Source organism: Rania fehmarnensis, assembly GCF_056494185.1.
This window is the reverse complement of the sequence record NZ_CM151398.1, coordinates 6,957,772-6,982,508: the sequence shown is the minus strand read 5'-3', so window position 1 is coordinate 6,982,508 and position 24,737 is coordinate 6,957,772. Positions and strand designations below refer to the sequence as shown.

14 protein-coding genes are annotated in these 24,737 nt (G+C 55.1%); 4 read left to right on the top strand and 10 right to left on the bottom strand.

Features of this window, described 5'->3' with window-relative positions; translation table 11 throughout:
• Positions 1–21 precede the first annotated feature (21 nt).
• Positions 22–1,584, top strand: coding sequence for a transposase (locus SH573x_RS23690; RefSeq protein WP_479349076.1), 1,563 nt, complete (start codon positions 22–24; stop codon positions 1,582–1,584).
• A 301-nt stretch (positions 1,585–1,885) separates the two neighbouring features.
• Here SH573x_RS23690 and SH573x_RS23685 read toward each other — a convergent pair whose 3' ends face one another.
• The 5 genes from SH573x_RS23685 to SH573x_RS23665 all read right to left on the bottom strand — a co-directional run bounded on the left by SH573x_RS23685 (position 1,886) and on the right by SH573x_RS23665 (position 7,614).
• Positions 1,886–2,998 (bottom strand): Gfo/Idh/MocA family oxidoreductase, encoded by a 1,113-nt coding sequence (locus SH573x_RS23685; protein ID WP_479350377.1) that lies wholly within the window; start codon positions 2,996–2,998, stop codon positions 1,886–1,888.
• The gene (gene lpxA, locus SH573x_RS23680) at positions 2,995–3,801 is read right to left on the bottom strand and encodes an acyl-ACP--UDP-N-acetylglucosamine O-acyltransferase (protein ID WP_479350376.1); all 807 of its coding nucleotides are present in this window, start codon (positions 3,799–3,801) and stop codon (positions 2,995–2,997) included. The genes SH573x_RS23685 and lpxA overlap by 4 nt, the downstream gene beginning before the upstream one ends.
• Positions 3,802–3,835: 34 nt before the next feature.
• Positions 3,836–4,738: a UDP-3-O-acyl-N-acetylglucosamine deacetylase gene (gene lpxC / locus SH573x_RS23675; RefSeq protein WP_479350374.1), complete on the bottom strand. Its 903-nt coding sequence runs from the start codon at positions 4,736–4,738 to the stop codon at positions 3,836–3,838.
• Positions 4,739–4,909: 171 nt separating this feature from the next.
• A complete protein-coding gene (locus tag SH573x_RS23670) occupies positions 4,910–5,599 on the bottom strand; it encodes an OmpH/Skp family outer membrane protein (protein WP_479350372.1) in 690 nt (229 codons plus the stop codon).
• Positions 5,600–6,306: 707 nt separating this feature from the next.
• Positions 6,307–7,614 carry an ammonium transporter gene (locus SH573x_RS23665; RefSeq protein ID WP_479350371.1) on the bottom strand — a complete coding sequence of 436 codons (1,308 nt, stop codon included), beginning with the start codon at positions 7,612–7,614 and terminating at the stop codon, positions 6,307–6,309.
• A gap of 464 nt (positions 7,615–8,078) precedes the next feature.
• On the opposite strand from SH573x_RS23665, the gene SH573x_RS23660 reads away from it, so the two are divergent.
• On the top strand, positions 8,079–10,739 hold the full coding sequence (locus SH573x_RS23660) for a secretin N-terminal domain-containing protein (protein ID WP_479350370.1): 2,661 nt from the start codon (positions 8,079–8,081) through the stop codon (positions 10,737–10,739).
• Position 10,740: 1 nt separating this feature from the next.
• Here SH573x_RS23660 and SH573x_RS23655 read toward each other — a convergent pair whose 3' ends face one another.
• Together SH573x_RS23655 and SH573x_RS23650 are read right to left on the bottom strand one after the other, a co-directional pair.
• On the bottom strand, positions 10,741–11,589 hold the full coding sequence (locus SH573x_RS23655) for an excisionase family DNA-binding protein (protein ID WP_479350369.1): 849 nt from the start codon (positions 11,587–11,589) through the stop codon (positions 10,741–10,743).
• Between the two features lie 445 nt (positions 11,590–12,034).
• Positions 12,035–13,435, bottom strand: coding sequence for an arylsulfatase (locus SH573x_RS23650; RefSeq protein ID WP_479350368.1), 1,401 nt, complete (start codon positions 13,433–13,435; stop codon positions 12,035–12,037).
• A gap of 393 nt (positions 13,436–13,828) precedes the next feature.
• On the opposite strand from SH573x_RS23650, the gene SH573x_RS23645 reads away from it, so the two are divergent.
• A complete protein-coding gene (locus tag SH573x_RS23645) occupies positions 13,829–16,342 on the top strand; it encodes a DNA gyrase subunit B (protein ID WP_479356797.1) in 2,514 nt (837 codons plus the stop codon).
• Positions 16,343–16,864: 522 nt separating this feature from the next.
• Here SH573x_RS23645 and SH573x_RS23640 read toward each other — a convergent pair.
• The 3 genes from SH573x_RS23640 to SH573x_RS23630 all read right to left on the bottom strand — a co-directional run bounded on the left by SH573x_RS23640 (position 16,865) and on the right by SH573x_RS23630 (position 20,365).
• Positions 16,865–17,836, bottom strand: a complete 972-nt coding sequence (locus SH573x_RS23640) for a tetratricopeptide repeat protein (RefSeq protein WP_479350367.1) — start codon at positions 17,834–17,836, stop codon at positions 16,865–16,867.
• Positions 17,837–18,052: 216 nt separating this feature from the next.
• Complete coding sequence (locus tag SH573x_RS23635) at positions 18,053–18,592, bottom strand: hypothetical protein (RefSeq protein ID WP_479350366.1); 540 nt, start codon at positions 18,590–18,592, stop codon at positions 18,053–18,055.
• Positions 18,593–19,180: 588 nt separating this feature from the next.
• A complete protein-coding gene (locus SH573x_RS23630) occupies positions 19,181–20,365 on the bottom strand; it encodes a hypothetical protein (protein WP_479350365.1) in 1,185 nt (394 codons plus the stop codon).
• Positions 20,366–21,401: 1,036 nt separating this feature from the next.
• Here SH573x_RS23630 and SH573x_RS23625 point away from each other — a divergent pair.
• Positions 21,402–24,707, top strand: coding sequence for an LPS-assembly protein LptD (locus SH573x_RS23625; protein ID WP_479350364.1), 3,306 nt, complete (start codon positions 21,402–21,404; stop codon positions 24,705–24,707).
• Positions 24,708–24,737: the final 30 nt, after the last annotated feature.

Here is a 24,737-nt window from a genome sequence, read left to right as displayed (position 1 = left end):
TTCCAACTCGGTGCAATCATTATGCTAACGAACCATCGCGATTTTTTGTTTGAGATTCGTGCGTCGGATCTGGCGATCTATAAGCGTGTGCTGCCGCTCAAGTCGCCCCTTTTAGATGCGTTGGAGATAGTCCCCTGGGAAAGTTTCCGGCCTGAGCTGGAGAAGTATTATTGTCGTGAGGGAGGTAGGCCCACCCTGCCAGTAATCCTCCTCCTGAAGGTGTTGTACCTGCAATATCTCTATCATCTATCAGACAGCAAAGTCCTAGAAAGAGCCAGTTCGGATTTATTGTTCCGCTGGTTTCTGCAAGTGCCGATTACTTGTAAGTTGCCGGACGGAAGTACTTTGAGTCGCTTTCGGGGTCGCATCGGAGAAGAGGGGATGCAGAAAGTTTTCGACCGACTGATCAGCTTCGCGCGCAGCAAGGGCCTTGTCAGCGATCGGTTGCGACTTAAAGATGCCACACACGTCTATGCCAATATTGCTGTGCCCACCACGTTGAAACTGCTGGCGCAGCTGCGAGAAAAGATGCTCGCTGCTATCGAGCCCATTGATGCTGAGGTCGCTCAAGGATTCCGTATCCGAACCGATCGAAGCCGCGTCGAAACCGAGAAAGAATCCGAGGAGATTCGCCTTGATGCTCGTCTGGATTTAGTCGGCGACATCCTGACGTGGATGCTCGAGCAGCCCGATCCATCCCAAGAGAGTGATTGCCAAGAGTCTTGGAAACGATTCATCGAAGTACGTGCGCTCGCTCAAAAGATCGTGAGCGATTGCTTGAACCCAGGTCAGGGTGATCGCACGCTGAGCGTGGTTGATAGCGATGCCCGCCGCGGAATGCATGGCGAGTTTTACGACGGCTATTTGGTCGATGTGTTGATGGACGCCGATAGCCAGCTGATCACTCAACTTGAGGTGCTTCCGGCAAACGGTGCTGAGGCCCAAGACGCGGTTCATCTGATTGAACGCGAACAGCAAGCTCATGGCAACAAGATCGAACAGCTATCCCTTGACGGCGCGGGATTTAACGGGCCAATGCTGCGCGCGTTGGAAGGCCCTGGCGGGATGGAAGTTGATGTGATCACACCGCCGCGTGACTTCGGCAACGATGAAGGCTTTGCTTCGACGGCGTTTGCATTGACCTCAGACGGCGAGCATGTGACATGTCCAGCTGGCCACACATCCAATAAAGGATTTCAAGATGCCACGAAGCCTAACCGCACGACGTTCGACTTTCCGGCTAAGAAATGTTGGGGCTGTCCGTTGCTCGCGCAGTGCAACCCCAAGATGAAAGAGACCAGCCGTCGAGGTCGACGAGTGAATAAGAATGAGTATGAAGAAGAATACAAACGTGCTCGTCAGAAGTCCAAGACAGAGCAATACCAACAAGTCCGGCGTGAGCATCCGGCCATCGAACGGAAGTTAGGGGAAGTGGCTCGGCACGGGCGCGGTCGTTGTGCAAGATACTGCGGTCTGGCAAAAGTGAAGATCCAACAACTGATGACATGCTTCACAGTGAACGTCAAACGACTGGCAAAACTGCTTGCCGTGGAGCGCTGCGCACCGACTGTCGCAATCGGGTGAAAAAAGCCGTTCAAATCGCCGCTTTGGGCAGTCTGGGCTAAATTTCGCCTCGAGACGAACCAGGATTCGTAAATAACAACCTCCCCAGCGCGTTGAGTCAGCAAAAAAACAACCGCCCCACATCAATAAGAGACTACGCTTTGCTATTATCGCATCGCTCTCCGAAGCTGGTGGAGGTGACGGTCACCTCTCCAAGCTTTGGCTTGGAGAGGTCGAATCGAGCGCTAGCGAGATTCGGGAGGGATGCATGACTACAATTTTTCCAATCTCTGGCGAGATCGGCTACGGAATACCGCTGGTGTTAACCGGCTTTGCGCGTGGTACCCGGTAGAGGTTTGCCGTGATGCATTGGCAAAATCTTTGGCTGGGGTGAAGCCAATGGGCCGATCTGCCAGGGGCGGCTGTTTTGGCCGTCCCATTTATGACCAGCAATCGAGTCGAGAATTTGTGAAGCCAATTTGAGAGCCGCGGTGCCGTCTTCGCCGCTGACGATAGGCGAAGCGTGTGTGCGAATGCTCAAGAGGAAATCGTTGTGTTCATCCAAGATGGCATTGCGAGGTTCAGCCGGCAAGGTCTCAACTTGAAAGAGCGAACCAAAGATGGTTGACTTGGCGGCTGTGCGTTCTTCGGCTGAGAGTTGATCGAGTTGCACTTCGCGATCGAGCACTTCTTCGGAGGCTTTAACTACTCGAACTTCGTTCTTGGAAAAGTCTAGCTCAGCCATCGACGAAGTTGTATAGATCGACATGCGGCGGGCCATGTCTAAACTAACGCGCGAAGCTTTGAAGTTGGCGATACATCCATTCTCGAAGGTCACGCGGGCTTCAGCCAAATCTTCGTGACTACCGAGCACGGCCAGGCCACAGGCGGAGACCGAGTGCACAGGTGAACGTACCAAGCTGAGCACCAGGTCGATATCGTGGATCATCAAATCATGCACGACGCCGATATCGGTGCTGCGGCCACTATAGGCCCCAGCTCGCACACAGTCGATGTATTTGGGAGCTCCCAAATGCGATTGAACGGTAGTCCAGCAAGGATTGAAACGCTCAACATGTCCCACTTGCAACACGCGATCGTGGCGTTGGGCGATGTGAACCAGGCGATCGGCTTGCTCCGCGGTGGAAGCTAGCGGTTTTTCGACCAGCACATGTACGCCGGCTCGCAGAAGTGTGCTGGCGACATCGTAGTGATAAACCGTGGGCGTCGCGATAATGGCGGCATCCATCTGACCGATGAGCGTTTGATGGTCTTCGAAGGTGGGCAGTTCAAGTTCGCTGGCCACATGGGCTCGCGCAGTAGCGACTGGTTCGACGACACCTACAACTTCCAGTTGTTCGTTGCTCTTGGCCAGTCGTGCATGGATTTTGCCCAAGTGGCCTGCCCCGATGATCGCTACTTTTAGCTTGGTCACGCTGCTTTTCTCCTATCGCGTCCCCGACCATGGCGACCGAGTTGCGAATTTTCAATGAATTCGAAGAGCACTTGCAGTTCGGGCATGAGCGTACCACCGGCGGCCAGGATCTCGCGGGCGTGCTCCATGCCGACGCGCGAGCGATAGAGCAAACGATAAGCTTCCATCAAGGCCTTGATGGCTTCGGGCGAAAAATTCTTGCGTTTGAGTGCGACGACGTTAACTGTGCGTGGTCGAGCGGGAAAGCCTTCCACCAACATGTACGGTGGCACATCGTGCAGCACGCGGCTGAGTCCGCTAACAAAGCTGTAGCAACCGATCGAGGCAAAGTGGTGCACGGCGGCACCACCGCTGAGCGTGGCATCGTGTTCGACATGTACGTGGCCACCCAACATGACATTGTTGGCCATGATCACGCGGTCGCCAACTTTGCAGTCGTGAGCCACGTGCGAGCAGGTCATAAAGTAACAATCGTTACCAACGGCGGTGATGCCATCTTCCTTTTCGGTAGCGCGATTGATGGTCACCGATTCGCGGAGCACGTTGTTGTCGCCGATGATGACTTGGGTGGGCGTGCCCTTGTAAGACAGATCTTGAGGCTCGGCACCAATGACGACGTTGGGGAACAGGTGGTTGTTACGACCGATTCGCGTATTGCCATTGATGGTAACGTTGTTTTCCAGGCGTGTACCGCGCCCAATCTGCACGCCAGCTCCAATCACACAATGGTGACCGATGCGGACTTCGTCATCCAGTTCAGCTCTGGGATCAACGACGGCCGTATGTGCTATGATCGTGGACATCGATGCAACTTTCCAACTCTAGTACAAAAGGGCGTTAAGCGATTCGTCGCTTAAGTTCAGTTGAATAATCGGTATGTGGTTGTGCGCGCTGGAGAAACATGTGCCTGAGCGTTGAAGCCAGGCGGCCATTGAGTTGATGGCCGCTGCGATGGGCCACGACGTGACCTTCCAGATCGACGCCGGCTAGCGCCAAGTCTCCGAGCAAATCGAGAGCTTTGTGTCGAGGACACTCATCTTCAAATCGCAATTGGTTATCGATAGGTCCCTGGTCACCAAAGACCAGCAGGTCGCGAGTAGTGACGTGCTGTGCCAGGCCTTTGCTTTGCAATTGCTGGGCTTCAGCCGCAGTCAAAAACGTGCGAGCTTCAGCCAGTTGGCTGACGAAAGTGAATTCGCTGACCGGGCAACTAAAGGTGCCGGAGCCAATCGAACTGTTGGGACCATAGTCCAGTTGGTATTCGATGCTCAGTCCATCTATATCCGATGGATAAGCCGCAACCCACTGGCTGTCGGTGCCGATGCGAATGGGTTCGGTGATGCGCAAAGTTTCGCGCGGCATGTTTTGTAGGGTGCGACCAGCTGCTTCTAGAGCCAGCGAATAACCGTGACTGCTACCATCCAGGCCGGGCATTTCACAGCTAGTGCAGTGGATTTCGACGTTGTCGATCTTCAATCCCGACAAGGCGGCCAACACATGTTCGACCATGTCGACCACGGCGGAACCGTTAGCCAGTCGCGTACGCAAGGCCATGTCGACGCGATGATCTGCGATCGCTTGGACCTTGGGACACTGGGGCAAGTCGGTGCGAACGAATTGAACGCCTGAGCCCACTGGCGCAGGGAAGAAGGTCAGCGTAATAGGCTGGCTCGACCAATAACCTCGACCAGTTACCTGGCAAGGTCGGCTGAGCGTATGCTGAAATCGGGTTGCCCGCATGACCATTCTGCTGCTTCGATTCGTCGAGTGTTGGATTTTTTGCCGATGAGGGGCCAAAGCGGCAAAGGCTTTGTTGTTGTTCGGACGAAGTTGGCTTGTGAACGCCAAGAGTCAACTTGCGGCCCTCGAGTATTCGTGGGCCACAAATTAAGTGAATGCTACAACGGCAGACTATTTCAGTCGTGGTTGATTGCCGTTTGGAACAGCGGCAGCTCTGGTCGGTGCAGCAGCTCCCGTCGCAGCCTGGCCGGATTGGGCCTTAAGGCGATCTAGCACCCAGTTGGTAATGTCTACGCTGGGGTGTTCAACGTGATAGAACACTTCCTGCATCATAGCCGTTTCGATCGACTGCGGCTTCTTGGGATCAGGTTTCTCGCGATTGACCTTCAAGACCACCAGTGTTCCAGCCCATTGGCAATAGACTTGCAGTTCAGCGGTCACTTGACGGTGAACTTCAAAGAAGATCTGGGCTCGCTTGTCGTCGAACTCTTTGTTCTTACGAACGACGCGCAGGCGGAAGTCGGTATCGCGTGAAGCGATTTCAGCTTCCTTCTTGGCATAGTCGGCCGTGCCTTCGGTGAAGTTCTCGCGCAGCTCTTCCATCATCTTGAGAATGTCTTGACGCTCTTTCTCAAACGCCTGGCCCACCGTTTCCGACTCCGACTTGATCGCTTCGATCTGCGTCTTCATCGTGGGGTGGTTGTTGAGAATGTGTCCCAAGTCGATCACGGCAACCGGGACGGTTGCACGTTGTTGGGCAGCAGGTGCTGCTGCGCCGCCGGCTGCTTGTTGAGCTTGAGCAGCGGACGCCACCAGCGACAAACCGGCTACCAGGGCGAAACAGAATGTTCCAATGCGCACGTTCAGCACTCCTTGCTTACGTATAGCGTTAGCGACAAATGGGAAATGACCTTCGATCCTTCGGAACATTCCCCAAACTATTCAAATTGTGGCTATCTCCGGCCAGGCAACTCGTGCCACCCAGCCCAGTCCAATAGCCGGGGCATTGTGACGGGATTAGCCGTGTACGTAAATAGAGAATTCCTAGGCAAATACGCCTGTTTTTAGTTTTTTTTCCAATCGTTTAACCCGTAGCCGCAGGCGAGGAGAACCCTCTAACCAAGCCATGCGTTTACCTGAACGACTGTCTGCTCAACGGAGTAACTTACGGCTGCCATCTTCACTCCTTCGGTTGCCTCGCCTAGAAATCGTTTAACCCGTAGCCGCAGGCGAGGAGAACCCTCTAATCAAACCTTGCGTTTACCTGAACGACTGTTTGTTTAACGGAGTGACTTACGGCTGCCATCTCAACCTCTTCGGTCCCCTAGCCTACAAATCGTTTAACCCGTAGCCGCAGGCGAGGAGAACCCTCTAACCAAGCCATGCGTTTACCTGAACGACTGTTTGTTTAACGGAGTGACTTACGGCTGCCATCTCAACCTCTTCGGTTGCCTAGCCTTCGGCTACGGGTTAAACGATGTAGCCTCCAACTACTCCTACTCCTACTCCTACTCCTACTCCTACTCCTACTCCTACTCCTACTCCTACTCCTACTCCTACTCCTACTCCTACAAAAAAATGTAGCCTTCTTCACCATACAGCGTTACGTCGAGGCCTTGTCGTTCCATGGTCGAGTTGACGCGCAGGCCGATGAGCATATCGATGACTTTGAAGATGATGATGCTCATCACGATGACATAGGTCGAAGCAATCAGTAAGGCAACTAGCTGGGCCACAATCAACATCCAATTACCATCGATGGCTCCGACAGCGGCGCCGGCAGACAAGTTGTTTACCGAGCGAGTGGCGAAGATCCCGGTCAGCAGCGCGCCGGTAATGCCTCCGATACCATGCACGCCGAAGGCATCCAAGGCATCGTCGTAATTCAAGAGCCACTTCAAGCGATAACATGCCAGAAAGCAACAAAACCCTGCGATGGCTCCCATGGCAATCGCGGACATCGGGCCAACATAGCCTGCCGCTGGCGTAATGCATACCAGTCCCGATACTGCTCCACTACATACGCCTAGAACCGAGGGCTTAGTTCTCTGCCACCATTCACAAACTGCCCACACAATTGCGCCGGCAGCGGCGCTGAAGTGCGTGGTCATGATGGCCGAAGTTGCAATGCCATTGATCTCTAAAGCGCTGCCTGCATTGAAGCCACACCAACCTATCCACATGAGCGATGTGCCCAGGGCCGTATAGGTTAGATTGTGTGGCGGCATCGGTTCTTGACGATAGCCCAAACGCGGCCCAATCATAATGGCGGCGACTAGTGCGGTCAGGCCACCACTGACATGGACCACCATGCCGCCAGCGAAATCCAAACTGCCTCCCAACAGACCGCTTTGCCAAGTCAAGAAGCCACCGCCCCAAACCCAATGGGCTAGTGGACAATACACCAGCAGCCCCCACAGGAGCGCAAACCACAGGAGCGAACTGAACTTCATTCTCTCGGCAAAAGCACCGCAGACGATGATCGGCGCAATGATGAAGAACATGCTCTGATAGAGCATGTGAGTCATCCGAGGGAGGTGTTCGTTAAACATCGGCGTCAGGGCCGTGGCCTGCTGCGCGTCCCAACTGCGGGCAACACCACGCATCATCACAAACTCGAAATTCCCCACCAAGCTTCCACCCTTGCCGAAGCTCAGCGAGTAACCCACCACCGCCCAAACCAGGCTCATGAAGGCAATCAGAAAAATACACTGCATCATCATGCTCAGCACATTTTTCTTGCGAACCAGCCCCCCATAATAAAGGGCCAAGCCAGGTGAAGCCATTAGCAGCATTAGCAAACTGGCCAATAACACCCAAGCGTTATGTGGCGCCACCGATGCAGTAGCCAAGTAATCATCGGAAGCCGGGGGCATAGAGTGTCGCGCCTTACATTCTAAGCGGTGAGATTTTAGCGTTGTGGTTTTTAAAATCTCATGTCGAACTCAAGCATACCGGCAACCCCCACATCAAGCAACGTAGGCCCCTGATTCCTTGACGCTGGTGGGCGCTGCTAGTACACTTCGGGTTGTGTGGTTGGTCCTGCCTGCGTTTACTTTGCCAACCATAGAGACTTGAACTGATTCGCCGCGGCCGATGGGTGGCGGCGCGAATCACCACGCAAACCCGCCTTTCCTACCTACAAAGCCTTGGTCATTGGAGTGACCTGATTCGCCCGATAGCTTCTCGATCGTTGATTCCAGTAAAAACTATTGATCATCGGCGGTCGACTGCAACCAGTTATCACTGGACCCAACTCATTTTGTGCGTCGACGCCAGCGGTGTATTCACAGCTGACGGTCGAGGGCGAAATCGTTGAGTCTCCTCTGAGGAACCTGCCATGTCGTTGATACGTCGAACCGTTTGTCTGAGCCTCATCGTTGCTTGCACCAGTTTCCCCTCCAGCCCTCGGGCTCAAGAGCCACCAGTTCAGCAACCCGCGATCACGCCAGCCAACACCGTCGCTGAGCCAAGTGCCGCTGAGCCAAGTGCCGCTGAACCAAGTGCCGCTGAGCCAAGTGCCGCTGAGCCAAGTGCCGCTGAGCCAAGTGCCGCTGAACCAAGTGCAGCTGAACCCCAAGCCGTAGAAGCAAGCGCCGCTGACGCGGTCATGGTGGCTGCCGATAATCAAAAACGGGTGACGCTAAACTTTCGCGATGAAGATTGGTTACCAGCTCTGCATTGGTTGGCCAAGGAATTGAAGCTGAACCTGGACTATCAACAGCTGCCCGAAGGCAAATTGAGTTTGTTCAGTTCCAATGACTACGAATTGGCCGAAGCGGAAGATCTGATCAACATGCAGTTGCTCGGTCGCGGCTTTACGTTGCTCAAACGCGGTGAAGTTTTGCGCCTGGTGCCGATGAAAGAGATCGACATCACGCTGGTACCTCGAGTCAACACCGAAGATTTAGAAGGTCTCTCCAAACACCAAGTAGTCCGCTTGTCTATTCCTCTGGAATGGATGCTGGCTGATAAAGCGGCAACTGAATTCAAACCGCTACTTAGTCCTTATGGACAAATGTTTCCGCTGGCTAGTAGCAATCGCTTGGAAGTGATCGATGCGGTCGTCAATCTGCGCGAGTTAACTCGATTGATAACGCGAGCCGAATCGGAAGATGGTCGTCGCGTACGCGTGCTCGAGTTCCGCTTGAAGTATCGTAAAGCGGCCGAGATCGCGATTCAAGTTCGACAACTGATCGGCTTGCCTCCTGATGGCACGCCTGCCGCATCGACTCAAACGCAACTCGAGATCGAACAGGCTCGCTTCAAAGCCGAAGCGGTCAAGCAACTGGGCACCAATGCCCGCGACTTGTTGGGTGAAAAGAAACAAGACACGTTTATCGTCGTCAATGAGAAAGAAAACAGCATCGTCGTCAATGCGCCGCCCGACAAGTTGGAGATGGTCAAGCAAACGGTTGAGACGCTGGACAAGCCGCTACCGGAAACCGATTCATCTTGGCAAACGGTCAGTCGCGTCAAGGTTCATCCGGTCAACGGTTTTGATCCCGATGCGATCAGCAAGCTATTGTTGGCTCTGCAAGAGCGCGGCAACCTGGCCAAAGAAACTCGCATTCAACACGAGTCGGCCTATAACCGCATCATCGCCTTCGCAACTCCGGAAGATCAGCTCACCATTGCGCAATTGATCGAGAGCTATCGCGCCGAGAAACGCTCGGCTTCGGTGATTCCGCTCAGCAGTGTTTCGCCGCAATACGCGGTAAAAGCCATTCAGTTGATCTTGAAGAACCCTGAACGACCCAGCACCGCGCCTGGCGTGGCCAGCGACGGCAAGTTTCAAATCGAAGCGGATGCCGAGAACAATCGGCTGCTGCTGTGGGCTACTTCCGAAGAGTTGAAAGAAGTCCGCGAGTTTCTGATCAGCTTGGGCGAGACCTTTGAGAATAGTCCGACGGCGACCTCGCAAATGCACGTCGTCAATGTCAGTCCCGGTGATGTGGCTGAAGTTACCCAGCGCATGCGCGACCTGTGGCGTGAAGTCAGCGATTCACCACTAGTGATCGAACGCAAACCTGCACTCTTGCCGGCCGCGCCTACCGAGTCGTCGGCACCGGTCCCTTTACCGGTCCCAGCACCGGTTGTTCCGCCCGCGCCTGCCGTTAGTCAAGCCAACAGCAACTCAGCCATTCGCCTGGTCTCGAGCACCGGTGGTCAAGCCGATGCACCGAGTCGACTGGGTGAAGTCGTAGCTGCTTCTGAAGCTACACCCGCCCACGAGGAAGGCAGCAATCTGCCGCCGGTTCGCATTATCGAAGGCAAGAAGGGCGACCTGGTCATCGTGTCGCGCGATCCAGATGCTGCCGTCGCCGCCAAGAAGTTGCTCGAGCAATTAGTGCCTGACCCAGGTGATGTGCGCGTGATTCAATTGAAGCACGCGCAAGCCATGTCCGTGCGCCGGCAATTGGAGTCGATGCTCAGTACAACGGCCGCGGCCACGCCAGTTTCCAAATTGGCTTCCCCACCACCCTCGGTGGTTATTGACGTCGATTCGCGAACCAATCGACTGATTATCCAGCACTGCACGTCTCATCAATTGGAGCTGATCAACAAGTATGTGCCCGTGCTCGATCAACCAACCGACGAAGACAATCGCATGACGCGGCAACAAAAGGTATATCGCGTCAAGCATCGTCGCGCCACCGAAATTGTCGAAGTGGTCAAGGAAGTTTACCGCGACCTGTTGAGCATCAATGATCGCGTGTTCTCGGGCAGCAGTTCCTACCGACCCAGTGGCTACAACCAGAACCTGGCGGCCACGGCCAGCAACCCCGAGTATCAAGGCTTGATGTCCGTCGGTACTGATTCCGAGGCCAATTTGCTAGTCATCTCAGCTCCGGCGTATCTGATTGAAGAAGTGATCAAGTTGGCTGAGTCGGTGGATACGCCATCCGATGGTCCCGCGATGGCCGTCATCCCGGCCGCGGGCGATACCAGCGATGTCAAACTGCGCGAAGCCCTCTCGAAGATCCTGAAGAAGCGGTAGATCAAGCCGCTGCTTGGCGCTCAATCAAGCTCTGAGCGAAGTGGCTCAGATGCAACATGCAGTCGCCGAAGAAGTCGAAGGACAACTGACGGCGCAGATCCACCGACAGCGCGCCGCCGCCGATGGCCAGTTTGGTGCGCTCGTTCAGTTGCGTCACTAATTGTCGGTTGTCGTTTATCAGTCCAACGGGTTCACTGTGGTGGGTGTAGCAGACCCAAACCAACTCGACTTGGCTGAGATTGGCGGCGCCAGCCAGCTCGCTACCGGACAAGCCCGATCCCAGTGATTCTGCGTTCCAGCCTTGCTCGCGCAAAGTTACTTCGACAAACAGGCTGGCCAGGTCAGCAGGATCATGGAGACCAGTGGCTCCCAGAGCCCGCTGAGTCGATTCGCGCGGTTCCAACTCTGCAGATAATCGGCACAGGAGTCCGCGCAGTCGCTGGCAAGCGCGGAGGACCAAGTGATTTTCAATTTGCTGCGTTTGATGCATCCAGCCCAGGCGCACTAGCGCGGGCCCAAAGACATCGTCGCACAATTCAGCTACGCAGCTCTTGCGACGCAGTTTCTGAATGGCTACATACAAATCGTGACGGTTGTCGCTGAGCAACCAGCGACAACATTGTGCGTAGTCGAGACCAGGTGTCACATCGCGTTTGCCAGTTGGCTCGGTGGTAACCGCTCGCCCCGCTTCGCTCTGCCAGGCTTGTATCGACCTGAGCGAAATTCGACGATGGCCCCCTGGCGTGCGCACAGCCTGCAACACGCCATCATCGCACAGTCGTTTGATGGTCGACTGGCTGACGTTGAGGCTCTCGGCCGCTTGCTTACATGACAAGTAAACCGCAGACATGGCAGATTGCTAGCATGAAAGTCGATCGGGGCAGGGCGATACATCTCGGTATCGGAAGGGAATCGAGTCTTGCTGTTGGCGCGAGTGCGCCAAATACCTTGTGGGAGGGGAGTGATCTCGTAGCCAATCTCGCCAGAGATTGGATGCATCATGGGAGTTTTGGGTAGCCGATCTCGCCAGAGATTGGATGCGTCAGCAGGTGGAGATGGAGGAATCACTGATGGACATGTTGGCAAGTTCATTTTTACAACGCAGAGAGGCGGACAATCGCAGAGAAGGCATTGAAAGCTGCCTACAACCTGCGAAGTCTCATCCTCAGCGTTTACTCTGCGGACTCTGCGGGCTCTGCGTTTGAAAACGGTCTGGGAACCGAACCAACGTCGATGTCGACCGATTGGGTTGGTGGGTGCTCAGCGGCTGGGGACAGCCGCTGCTACGTGGGGATTCAGCGTTCAGCGGGCCAGTTGGACGAATCCGTGCGGGCGGATTTCAGATAAGTGTCCAGCTTGGCCACGATTTCGGGATGCGTGGCGGCCAAGTCTGTCTGCTCGGCAGCATCGCTCTGTAGATCATAGAGCTTTAAATCAGCGTCCAACGACTTTTGGCGGATACCTTTCCAGCGGCCCTGATACAGTGCGGCCTGATGGAAGCCGCTCTCATGAAATTCCCAGTACAGAAATTCATGCTCTTGGGCACTTTGGCCACGCAGTACCGGGGCAAAGCTGAGGCTATCGCAGTTCTCTGGGAGCTTGGTCGCGGCCAGTTCGCAGGCGGTCGCCATCCAGTCCCCGAAGTAGCCAACATGATCGCTCTGGCCTCCTGCCTGAATGACGCCGGGCCAGCGTGCAATCATCGGTACACGAATGCCCCCGTCGGTCAAGCTGCGTTTGATGCCACTGTAGGGACCAGATGGCTCAAAGCGTTTAAGATTGTGACGCGCTTCGTTGTGCGGACCGTTGTCACTGGTGAAGATCACGAGCGTGTGGCTATCCAGATCAAGCCGTTTAAGTTCGGCTAGCAGTCGGCCTACGTAGCTGTCCATGCGCGAGACCATGGCGGCTTGTCCCTTGTCCTGCGGAGGCCAATCCTGATTGGCATAAGAGCCCAGGTCGGGCACTTCGGTACCATCACCCAGTTCGCGTGTGCGTTCATTGTTGGCATGTGGAATGACCATGCTCCAGTACAAAAAGAACGGTCGATCGCGGTTCGCCGCTACAAATCGCAAGGCTTCTTCCGCGAACAAGTCATCGGCGTAAACTTTCGCTTCGGTGGCGTAACCTCCACCGCCTTGACCGACGGGTGTTACCGTGTTGGGCAATGGTTCGCGCTGTTCGTTGCGCCACAAGAAGTCGGGGTAATGATTGTGAGCGTGCGATTGATTCAAGAATCCATAAAACTCATCAAAGCCTTGTTTGCGTGGCAAGCCTGAATCGGCGGCCCCGACGTCTCCCAATCCCCACTTGCCGACCAGGGCTGTGCGATAGCCGGCTGACTGCAGCACTTTGGCGACGGTGGTATCGCTATCCAGTAGAGCTTGGGCTTGCGGGTTTTTGGCCCCCGCGTTGCCGCGCACGCGCGTGTGACCGTGATGTTGTCCGGTCATCAATACGCTGCGCGAAGGAGCACAGACCGTGGCGCCGGCGTAGAAGTGCGTAAAGCGCAAGCCCTCGCGAGCCATGCTGTCCAAGTTGGGCGTCGCGATTACTTTTTGTCCGTAACAGCCCAGTTCGCCGTAGCCCAAATCGTCCGCCATAATCCAAATCAGATTCGGCCGCTCTTGGGCCGACAGAGAGAGGGAGCAAAAGAGGAAGAATAGTTTACATGTAAAGTAAATTTGTGTTTGCATGGGATTTTGTGCCTTGCAGTTTAGGCCTTGGGAAAAGCGGGACTCGGGCGAGTTATTGGCCCCTCAATCAGAGACTGCCGGACTTGGAAATGCTCCGTGCCTCGGCACGTTCGATAGTTCGGTTTTTGGTGACTTATGGAAGGGGTACACGCAAGGCTGTCAAGGGCATGTTGGGGGTGGAAAATCATTGTACACCACGCGTTTTGGTGGTAAGTCAGGCGGCCTACCACCCGTCGTCGAATCGCCATAAATTTGCTACAATCAGTGGCACAACACAGGGTTATCAGTGCCTCAAACCTCCAAAGACAGAATCAAACCCGGATGAGTGCCGACAAACCGTCAGAAAAGCCTTCGGATGACAGCCAAAATGCATCATCAGACGATGCCCTCGAAATGTCTTTGGATCGCTCGGACTATTCGCCCGAAGACTTAAAACACCTAAGCGACCTGGAGCATGTCCGGGCTCGTCCGGCCATGTATATCGGCGACACCGATATCAAGGGTCTGCATCACCTGGTGTACGAAGTCGTCGATAATTCGATGGACGAAGCCATGGCGGGCCACGCCAAATACGTCTCCGTGGTCGTCAATACCGACGGTTCGGTGACGGTCGAAGACGATGGTCGTGGTATTCCGCCTGCGCGGCACACGCAGTTGTCGGAGCAGTTTGGCCGCGAAATGAGCACGCTCGAAGGCGTTATGACCGTGCTGAAGTTCGGTGGCAAGTTTGAAAAGAAAGCTTATCAAACCTCCAGCGGTCTGCACGGCGTGGGTGTGACGGTCGTAAACTTCCTGTCGCAGTGGTGTGAAGTGGCCGTTGAGCGCGATGGCTTTGTCTGGACTCAAGCCTACGAGCGCGGGGTGGCCACTGGCGGAGTTCAAAAAGGTGCGCCCTCGAAACGCCACGGCACACGCACGGTCTTCAAACCCGACTCGGCCATCTTCCCGCATACCAAATTCAGTTACGATACGCTCAACAAGCGTATGCAGGAACTCGCGTTCCTCAATAGCGGTGTGCGCATCAAGTTCTTTGATCAGCGTATCAACGAGGGCGATGAGTTCTACTACGAACGTGGCATCATCGAATTCGTCGAGCATCTCAATCGAGCCAGCGTTGCGGTCCATCCAGACGTGATCATGATCGATGGTCACGCGACCGACATGCAAGGTGACAGCGTCGGTTACAAGATTGCGCTGCAGTACTCGGAAGAGTACACCGAGAACTTGCAATCGTACGTCAATAACGTCCACACGATCGAAGGCGGCACGCATGTGTCCGGTTTTCGTACCGCGCTGACCCGCACGTTGAACAACTATGGCAAGAAAGAAAACGTGTTCAAAGACCTCGCCCCCACCGGCGATGACTTTCGCGAAGGTCTAACTGCAGTAATCAGCGTGCGCGTGCCCCATCCGCAGTTCGGTGGTCAAACCAAGACCAAGCTGGGCAACCCCGAGGTCGAAGGCATGATCAACACCGCCGTTGGCGATGCCCTGCAGAAATACTTTGAAGAGAACCCACGCAATGCGCGGTTGGTCCTCAAGAAGGCTATGCTGGCTGCCGAAGCTCGCGAAGCGGCGCGTAAAGCCAAGGACCTCTTGCGCAAACGCAAAGATGTCTTAGGCGGCGGTGGCTTGCCGGGCAAATTGCGCGATTGCATCAGTAGCAAGATGGAAGAATGCGAACTGTACCTGGTGGAAGGTGATTCGGCAGGTGGTAGCGCCGAAGGTGGTCGCTTCCGCGACTTCCAAGCTATCCTGCCGCTGCGCGGTAAGATCATCAACGCTTACAAGAGTCGCGAAGACAAAGTGCTGGGCAATGAAGAAGTCCAGAGCATGATCCAAGCGATTGGCAGCGGAATCGGAGCTGATCAAGACATCGCCAAACGTCGCTACAACAAAGTCATTATCATGACTGACGCCGACGTCGATGGTTCGCACATTCGAACCTTGCTGTTGTGCTTCTTCTATCGACAAATGTACCAGCTGGTCGCCGGCGGTCACGTCTACCTGGCTCAGCCACCGCTGTTCCGCGTGCTGCGAGGCAAGAAGGATCGCTACTACGTGCAGAGCGAAGATGAAATGAAGACCCAGCTGCTCGAAAAAGGGCTGAGCGATAGCTGGTTGGAAACCGAAGACAGCCGGCGAATCGAAGGCGATGCCATGCGAGCCTTGTGCAAGACGCTGGCCGGGATGGAAGACGCGCTGATCGCTCTAGAACGACGCGGCATCAGCCTCAAAACTCATGCTGCACGCATGGAAGATGGCAAGATGCCCATCTTTCGCTTGTCGGTCGGTGCCGATACTCACTGGTTCACCACTCGCGAAACTTTGACCGAGTACCTCAGTTCCAACAACCTGGCCATCGATAGTCGCGGCGACGATCCCAAGACTAAAGCCAAGAGTGAGGGCAATGGTACGCCCGACGATACCGCCGGCGCGGCCACTCCAGGCGAAAGCCCGGTCGTTCAAGAAACCGTACACGTTCACCTGGACGAATTGCACGAAGTTAAAACGATCAACTCGGGCCTCAAAGAGCTCGAGGGTCACGGCTTCAGCATGCGCGATCTTTATCCTCAAGAACGAACCGGGGCTACGGAATCCAAATTCCACTTGCATCGCGAAGAGAACAAGAAGGGCATCGAAGACCTACGCGCACTGCTGTCGGCTGTGCGCGAAGCGGGCGAAAAGGGATTGCAGGTCACACGCTTTAAAGGTCTGGGCGAAATGAACCCCGAGGAACTGCGCGAGACGACGCTCGACAAAGCCAATCGCACATTAGTGCAAGTGACTTTGACCGACGCGGCCACCGCCGATGAAATGTTCCGCGTGCTGATGGGCGAAAAGGTGGAACCTCGTCGCGCCTTTATCGAAAAACACGCCCTGGATGTCCGCAATCTGGATGTTTAAGCATCAAAGAATCGCAATCGCGCCGTGGCTCACGCCAAGGCGCCAAGGCACCAAGGCGCAAAGGAGTTGACGCAAGTATCTTTGCGCCTCGGCGCCTTTGCGTGAGATATGCAGCAATGCATGCTTGCGGTCGATTCGATGCCACAATCTTTCAAAAGTCTGCCTCACGCCAAGGCGCCAAGGCGCAAAGAAGATGACGCAAGTATCTTTGCGCCTTGGCGCCTTTGCGTGAGATATGCGGTCTAGTCCGATCCCCAAAACAGGACGGAGTTGCAATTGAGTTTTTCGATTGCAGCTGTCATGCGCACAGTTATGCAGCAATGCATGCTTGCGGTCGATTCGATGCCACAATCTTTCAAAAGTCTGCCTCACGCCAAGGCGCCAAGGCGCAAAGAAGATGACGCAAGTATCTTTGCGCCTTGGCGCCTTTGCGTGAGATACGCGGTCCAGTCCGATCCCCAAAACAGTTCTATTCTCAACTACAAGCGTAGAAGAGCAGCATGTCGGTTCTGCCAGCGGGAGCTACGGAGTTGCAGTGGCCATCGGCGGCGTTGTTACCCAGGAAGGTTGCTGCGAGGTAGGCATCGCGCCGGGCATACTCGGCATGCTGGGCGGCATCTGAGTGCTGGCCGTATTGGCCGATACAGGGCCGGTGGGTGCACCTTGCAATGACTGATAGATGTTGCTGGCTGTCTGATAAGCATTGTTGACGCCGGCGATCGATTGACCTCCGCCCAACCGATCGTATAGATCCCGAGCTTGTTTCAGATTGGGATCAATCGTCAAGGCACTTTGCAGCTGTTGTTGGGCTGCGGGGTAATTCTGCTTGGTGAAGTGCAAGTAAGCTACGTTATAGTGCGCGACAGCTGGTGGTAAAACTTGCTTGAGCTGATTGACTGCTTCATCAGCTTGACCGTTCTGTACGAGCACGGTCGCCAGGTTGTTGCGGTAACGAACTTCTTTGCCATCGAGACTGATGGCTTTGGTCAAGCTATCGCGAGCCGCGGCTGCATTGCCTGCCTTGGAGTAGGCCAGGCCCAAATCGTTGTGAACTGAAGCATCGCCGGGATTGGCTGCAACAGCTTTTTGGAAGTGAGCGATGGCTTGCTGAGTGTCGTTGCGTCCATCATAAAATCGCGCCATGGCGACCAGGGCGGCGCTATTGTTGGGTTCAACTTCGAGAGCCTTTTTGTAGCTCTCCAGCGCCTTTTCTGGTTGGCCTTGCCCTTCGGCCAAACGTCCCTGCATTACATATAGCTCAGGCGTTAGTTTGTTAGGCAGACTCGCCAGACTGGTGGGATCGTCCTTATCGCCTGGCACCACGCCATCGCCGGGGGTGAAGGCACCGACGACCGTGGCCTTGGTCTTGTTCCAACCGCTGCTGACGGTGGTTCCCATTGTCTTAAATGCGCCACCCACACCTTTGGCAGCAGTGGTGCCGGCGCCGTACATGCTGCCGCCAGTGGATGACCACCAGCCTTTGCTAGCAGACATCGACGAGCAACCTGTGCTGGTAATCGAAACGCTAAGGGCTACACAGGTGGCAACCAAACGAAGCGCGAAGCGGCGGCGTGCGTGAGCATTACTTCGGCGGCGAATCACAAGACTCACTCCAGCAAAGACAATGAAACTGTCGGTCAGCGTTGACCGGTTATCATGATCGTTATCGGAGTGCTGACTAGGGAAACTTTAACGCGCTTGCCGATCCACCTACATCAAAAGGAACGGTACGTCGCTCTGGCCATCGGTGTCGCGACGTTCCCACTCGCGGCGAATTTCGCGTAGACCGTACGCACACATTTCGAAGTGTACACTTAGACGATTGAGCAATTCGCTGGACACATGTCGACCTTCGGCCGCGATATCGCTGGCGATACGATAAGCCCGCTTGCCTTGAGCGCAATAGCTGATGAACTGATCGCACTTGTCGCTGGACTTCAAGTCCCGCAACGCCTCGGGATAGACGCCCGTCCAGAAGAGCGTGTAATCGCCAATATGCCGATGGACTTCGCGTTTGGCTTCGCCCAAGCGTTTTTCCGCTTCGACGATCATGCTAACAACTTCCGTAGCTCGGCGGCCATCGAGTTGTCGCACACGATGCAAATTATCCAGTCGAGTAAAGCGAACGAGAAGATCGCTGACGTAGTCGACCAACTGAGTGTCCACGACGCCTAGCTGCGAGTGAAAAACGTACTCACTCAAGCCAGTGAAGAAACGTTCTAGCGTATCGGATGCACCATCTCCAGTCATAGGCAACCTCCTCTTAGATTGGTGATTACCCTTACCCTCTATTTGACATTAATTGTCCAGCCGCTGCGTTGTCAAGAGCAGCCCTGCCCAAGAAATGCGTTTGGTCAGGAAACGTACTCCTACTCCTACTCCTACTCCTACTCCTACTCGTACTCGCAGGCATTTCGAGTAGGAGTAGGAGTACGAGTACGAACCACAGCAAGCACTGATTTCGGAGTAAACCACCCTTGCCTGTCGAGATCGTACAGCTTTTAACTATCGAAATTCAAAGGACTTCGGGTGGCACTGGCAATGCGCAGCATAGCCAGTGCATGGAACGAAGTGGTGCAGTTGGCGAGCCCTGTTTCTGGTCCAATGGCAGCGAAGTTTTGGATACAGCCTGCCAGGGTGCAGCCTGTGACGGGTTCGTTCGTTGGCCAATGAGCCAAGTCAGGTTGCTTTGAAACTTCGGTTTCATTAGCTCAGGTCAACTGCAGCCGGAATATCAAACGCTTCGTTTTGAGCACTGGCTATGCTGCGCATTGCCAGTGCCACCCAAAACCCTAAACACAATGCGATTGCTCGACTTAAAAGCTGGACGATCAATGTCTAAATAGGGTATCGCCATCGCGCTGGCGAGCTATTTCTCTGATGTGGTGGTTTGATGGTTGAATGCATCGATAAATTCAGCGGGGGGGCTGATGGTGGTTGGGGGATCCCGTGAACGATGCAATCCAGGGGCGCGACTTTGGTGCCGATCAGTCGCTGCATCGAGTTGGCGATTGCGCCGGCCAGTTGCCAATGCATCAAATTTGATCCCTGGGCCGTGGGACCGCGGGAAAGTTGCACGCGCCACGCAGCAACTTGCGCGGTCAGCCAGGCGTCGGTGCGAGCAAAGGCCGGCAGTTGTGGAGCTGTGCGCAGCCACAGCCAACGATCCACGTCTGTGCGATAGACCATTTCACTGGGTTCGATCAGCGATTGCAGACGCTGGTCGGCGGCCATTAACTGAGCCGACGATTCGCCTGGCCGTCGACCTACTAGAAACAAGTGGATCTTGCGCTCGCTGGATCGAGTCTCCACGTCAGTCAACTGCTGATCCAACCAGGCTTTGACGAGTGCGCGCGGTTCATCGATCGGTAGGGCGATGCGCATGCAGGAGCCACCGCCGGGCAGTTGGCTAACCGAGATCATCCCACCCAGGCTCATCACTTGTCTGCGAACTCGATCCAACCGCATTTCGGAAGAGGTAAACATCGAGGTCGAATTCAGCGCAGCCTGGCTGGCGAGGTTGCACAGCCAGCGTTCATGCTCCATAACGACAATCAGACTGCAGGTCGGCCCGGAGGATTGACTGCTGACTCGCAGGCTGATCGGCCGCCACGAATTGCGCACGAAATGGGGAACGCTGGCGATTTGGCCAGTGACTGAATCGACCGCCTCCGTCATCAAACGGGATAGTCCATCTAGTGGCAAGTACAGCCTGGGCAGACTCCGCTCCCACCCGATCCACTCCAGCCTCAATCCTCGGCTGGTGGCCAGCGCATCGAGTTTGGGCTGGGCAACTCTGCGCCACTGCGCCGGGTAGAAACGCTTGCGAATGGCCAGCGGCGCATGCTTTGACTTATCGCTGGTGAGTGTGGAGCTCGAACTGCCAGCGATCAGTGGCACTGGTGGCCCGAAGTGAGCTGCATCGAGTTTAAAGATATCGCTGGCTATGCCTGGCTGGGAGCGCACAGGCACTTGAGCGTTGCTCTTGTGAGTGACCATCGAAGTTGAATCAGTCGATGACATGCAGGCAGCTTAATCTGATATCCAGGAGAATCCCATCGGGCACCGGTCTCGTATCGTCGCTTTGGTTCGATCGCGCTCGATGCTGGATGTTGAACTGGCGAAACTTTGACGCATCGGGTGTCGGAGTTTAGCGATAAGTCTGGTTAATCAGGGCACCTGCCCTTTGCGCATCGAGAGAATCACCGCCCGTCGCCTATAACGCGTGGTTAGTTGGTCGGAAGTTACTTTGGTTAGCGGCTTCTGTTATTTAAACGCGGAGACGCAGAGGATCGCAGAGAAGACAGCGTTTTCTCTGCGGACTCTGCGCTCGCTGCGCTTCAAAAAGGGATCTGGCCGCACGTCGCCTATAACGCGTGGTAAGTTGGTCGGAAGTTACTTTGATTAGCGGCTTCTGTTATTCAAACGCGGAGACGCAGAGGATCGCAGGGAAGACAGCGGTTTCTCTGCGGACTCTGCGCTCACTGCGTTTCAAAAAGGGATCTGCCCGCCCGTCGCGTATAACGCGTGGTTCGTTGGTCGGAAGTTACTTTGGTTAGCGGCTTCTGTTATTCAAACGCGGAGACGCAGAGGATCGCAGAGAAGACAGCGTTTTCTCTGCGGACTCTGCGCTCTCTGCGTTTCAAAAAGGGATCTGCCCGCCCGTCGCGTATAACGCGTGGTTGGTTGGTCGGAAGTTACTTTGATTAGCGGCTTCTGTTATTTAAACGCGGAGACGCAGAGGATCGCAGAGAAGTCAGCGGTTTCTCTGCGGACTCTGCGCTCTCTGCGTTTCAAAAAGGGATCTGGCCGCACGTCGCTTACAACGCGTGGTTCATTGGTCGGAAGTTACTTTGGTTAGCGGCTTCTGTTGTTCAAACGCGGAGACGCAGAGGATCGCAGAGAAGTCAGCGATTTCTCTGCGGACGACTTCCGCTACGGTACAAAGTCAGGTGTTTATTCGCCTTGAGGTGGCTGCGGTGACGCGCTATAATCCGCCACCATTTGTGTCTTTACACAGCCCATGGATTAGTTTTTCCCTACGAAAAGAACGATTTTGGTGAGCGGCACGGAAGCCTCCAGCACCAATCCTGGCCCAATTTTGCAGGCTTGCAATTTTCTCAAATTGCCAAGCCTCTGGGGCTTTGCGCACTTTTGGTGGGCTTGGTTGTGTTTGATTGCAATTGCCCACTCCGCCGAGATTACCCTGCCCGCGGTCTCGCCCCACCATGCGGTGCATGTCCAAGCGGAAACTTTAGCCCGTCAGTTCCGCGGTTCTTACGAGGTCATTGCCTTTCGCGGTAAGTGTCAATTGCGTCAAGGAGCCCTGGAGGCCAACTGTGACGATCTGATTTTGTGGATCGAACGCACACCACCAACTGACCCTAAACAACCGCGCAAGTACATATGCACGATGGAAGGCAACGTGCATATGGTGTGGGAAGGCAACAAACTGCTGGACGATACGATCTGGATGGGACATCTATTCAGTTACCAGAGCGTGCAAGCCGATGTGCGTCGCGAAGAGGCTCGGCCAGACATTCCTCGATTAGACTGGAGTCGCGATCCGACCAATTCAGTGCGACCAGCGCAGTTCTCTGCTTCAACGGCCGCACCACCTTTGTTGCCCTCAGGCGATGGAAGTGGGATCACGATTCAGCCCGGCAATGTGCTGCCAGCACCCAACCCAGGCAACCGGCCCAGCGCCGCGCCTGCGGCTGTGCAACCCTTGCCAGGCAGCGTGCAGTGGCCAGCTGAAAACGGTACCAGCGGTACATCGATGTTGCCTTCCGGTGGACTGGTCATACCCAATGATGGTTCAGTGCCCTATTCCGCCACGGGCCTGCCGCCAGCCAGCGAGATAATCCAGCCTTACGCTGCGGCACAAATATCAGCACCTGATCCACTCGGTGCCAAGCTGTTGTCGATTAGTCCCCGCAGCGCCAGTCGGCCACCACAAATTCGCTACCAGTCGCGTCCCGAAAGTAACGACACAGTCGCCACTATTCGCGATGGCGTCATGCTGACGATCTCCGGTGTGCAAGTTCGCGACAGCAACGGCACGGTAACCGACTTTGGTACCGTCACGATTGAGACCGACAACGCTGTGATGTGGATTCGCGGCAATGGCAATGCCGAACCTTCGCTGCTGGGTGGTCTGGAATCGTTTGCCGATCGACCGATCGAGCTCTACTTGGAAGACAATATCGTAGTTCGGCAAGGTCAACGCGTGATCTATGCGGAGCGAATGTACTACAACGTCTCGAGCGAGTACGGCATGGTCCTGTCGGCAGAAGTGCTGACGCCGGTGCCGCAATATCAAGGCTTGCTGCGTTTGAAAGCCGACGTGATCGAGCAACGTGATCGCCAAAACTTCTCAGCTTATGGCGCTGCCATCACTAGCAGTCGGTTAGGTGTGCCGCGTTACTGGCTGCAAGCCGACCGCGTCAGTTTTCAAGATACTCGCGCCGAGGGCGATATCGATAATAGTCGCTACCCGGCCCGCGGCCAGCCCACCGGTTTACAAGCCACCAGTCGCAATAACTTCGTTTACCTGGCCGGCCTACCAGTCAGTTACTGGCCCATCTTCACGACGGACCTGAACAAACCCAGTTTCTACGTCACCAGTGTCAAATTCAAAAACGACCAGATCTTTGGAACTCAAGTCTTCACGGAACTGGATGCGTATCAACTGTTGGGAATCAATGGACCAGATGGTACGGACCTGACACTGTCGGCTGACTATCTTTCCGAACGTGGTTTGGCCGGTGGTGCGCGCTTCACTTTGGATCGGCCCAGTTTTCTACTGGCAGGACCGACCTCAGGCTATGCTGATGCCTGGTTCATCAATGAACAAGGGCTCGACACTTTGGGTAACGATCGCGTCAACCTGACGCCCGAAGCCGATGTGCGCGGGCGCGGTGTCGGTCGGTTCCGCAGTTTCCTGACGCCGAATATCGAACTCTGGTCCGAGTTAGGCTACATCAGCGACCGCAACTTTCTGGAACAATACTTCGAAAACGAATGGGATCAACAAAAGGACTACACGACTTCGCTGCGGCTGCGCAGCTACAACGGCAATCGCATGTTCGATATCGTGGGCCAACCTCGCGTCAATGACTTCTTCACGGAGACAGAGGCCCTGCCCAAGATCGATCATTATTGGTTAGGACAGGATCTGGGCGAGTGGCTCTCGTGGAGTGAGCATACCACCGTGGGCTATGTGCATCAGCGCGTGGCGTCCACGCCAACCGATCCCGTCGATGCAGCCACATTTCAGTTGTTGCCTTGGGAAACCGACAGCGAGGGCGTGCGGGCTATCACCCGTCAAGAACTCAGCGCTCCGTTTAATTTCGGTGTGTGGAAGCTCACGCCATTTGTATCAGGCGAAGCTGGTTTCTGGGGCGAAGATGTAACCGGAGAAAATTTGACACGCCTGACTGGTCAAGGCGGCGTGCGAACATCGCTGCCTATGTGGCGCACCTATCCATCCTTCAACAGCAGCTTGTTTGACATCAACGGCCTGGCACACAAGGTTAGCTTTGAAAATGAACTGTTCTATGCGGACTCCAGTCAAGATCTCGATCGTCTGCCGCTGTACGATCCACTAGATGATAACGCTCAAGAGCATTTTCGCCGGCGCATGATCTTTAACACGTTCGGCGGTGCGCGACCCGAGCGCTTCGAAGAACGCAACTTTGCCTTGCGACAAGGCATGCAACGTTACGTCACGGCCAGCAGTTCAGAAATCGTTGACGACATGATGCAAGTGCGCAGCAGTGTGAATCAACGTTGGCAAACCAAACGTGGTTACCCGGGACGCGAACGCATCGTCGATCTCGTATCGTTTGATGTAGATTGGATTTATTATCCTAAAGCTGAGCGCGATAACTTCGGCGAAGACGTAGGCGCTATCAACTATGATTTCCGCTATCACGTCGGCGATCGTTTGACGCTGCTTTCGGACGGTTACTTTGATGTCTTTTCGCAAGGCCTGAAGGCAGTATCGGCTGGGGCCATGATCTCGCGTCCAGGTCGCGGCCAGGCGTATTTGGGGATTCTATCGTTGGAAGGTCCCATCAGCGCCAACGTGCTGAACGGTTACTTGAATTACCGCATGAGCGAAAAGTGGATTGCGGCAGGTGGAGCGGCGTGGGACTTCAGCGACACGGGGAGCATAGGTCAGACATTTACACTGACGCGTATTGGCGAATCGGCTTTGGTTCAACTAGGGGTCAACGTCGACAGTGGCCGCGACAACGTCAGCTTCAATTTCAACATCGAACCGCGGTTCTTGCCCAGCGGTCGGATTGGAGTCGCTGGCGGGCAGCTAGTCACCCCAGCCGGATTGTTCGGAGTCGAGTGATTCTTAAATCGGCAATCTAAATCACAAATC

Bases quoted from the DNA above. Each gene is read 5' to 3' on its own strand.
- lpxA (WP_479350376.1), bottom strand. From the start codon at position 3,801: ATGTCCACGATCATAGCACATACGGCCGTCGTTGATCCCAGAGCTGAA.
- SH573x_RS23665 (WP_479350371.1), bottom strand. From the start codon at position 7,614: ATGCCCCCGGCTTCCGATGATTACTTGGCTACTGCATCGGTGGCGCCA.
- SH573x_RS23635 (WP_479350366.1), bottom strand. From the start codon at position 18,592: ATGACTGGAGATGGTGCATCCGATACGCTAGAACGTTTCTTCACTGGC.
- lpxC (WP_479350374.1), bottom strand. From the start codon at position 4,738: ATGCGGGCAACCCGATTTCAGCATACGCTCAGCCGACCTTGCCAGGTA.
- SH573x_RS23655 (WP_479350369.1), bottom strand. From the start codon at position 11,589: ATGTCTGCGGTTTACTTGTCATGTAAGCAAGCGGCCGAGAGCCTCAAC.
- SH573x_RS23630 (WP_479350365.1), bottom strand. From the start codon at position 20,365: ATGTCATCGACTGATTCAACTTCGATGGTCACTCACAAGAGCAACGCT.
- SH573x_RS23640 (WP_479350367.1), bottom strand. From the start codon at position 17,836: ATGTCTGCTAGCAAAGGCTGGTGGTCATCCACTGGCGGCAGCATGTAC.
- SH573x_RS23690 (WP_479349076.1), top strand. From the start codon at position 22: ATGCTAACGAACCATCGCGATTTTTTGTTTGAGATTCGTGCGTCGGAT.
- SH573x_RS23645 (WP_479356797.1), top strand. From the start codon at position 13,829: ATGTCTTTGGATCGCTCGGACTATTCGCCCGAAGACTTAAAACACCTA.
- SH573x_RS23650 (WP_479350368.1), bottom strand. From the start codon at position 13,435: ATGCAAACACAAATTTACTTTACATGTAAACTATTCTTCCTCTTTTGC.
- SH573x_RS23660 (WP_479350370.1), top strand. From the start codon at position 8,079: ATGTCGTTGATACGTCGAACCGTTTGTCTGAGCCTCATCGTTGCTTGC.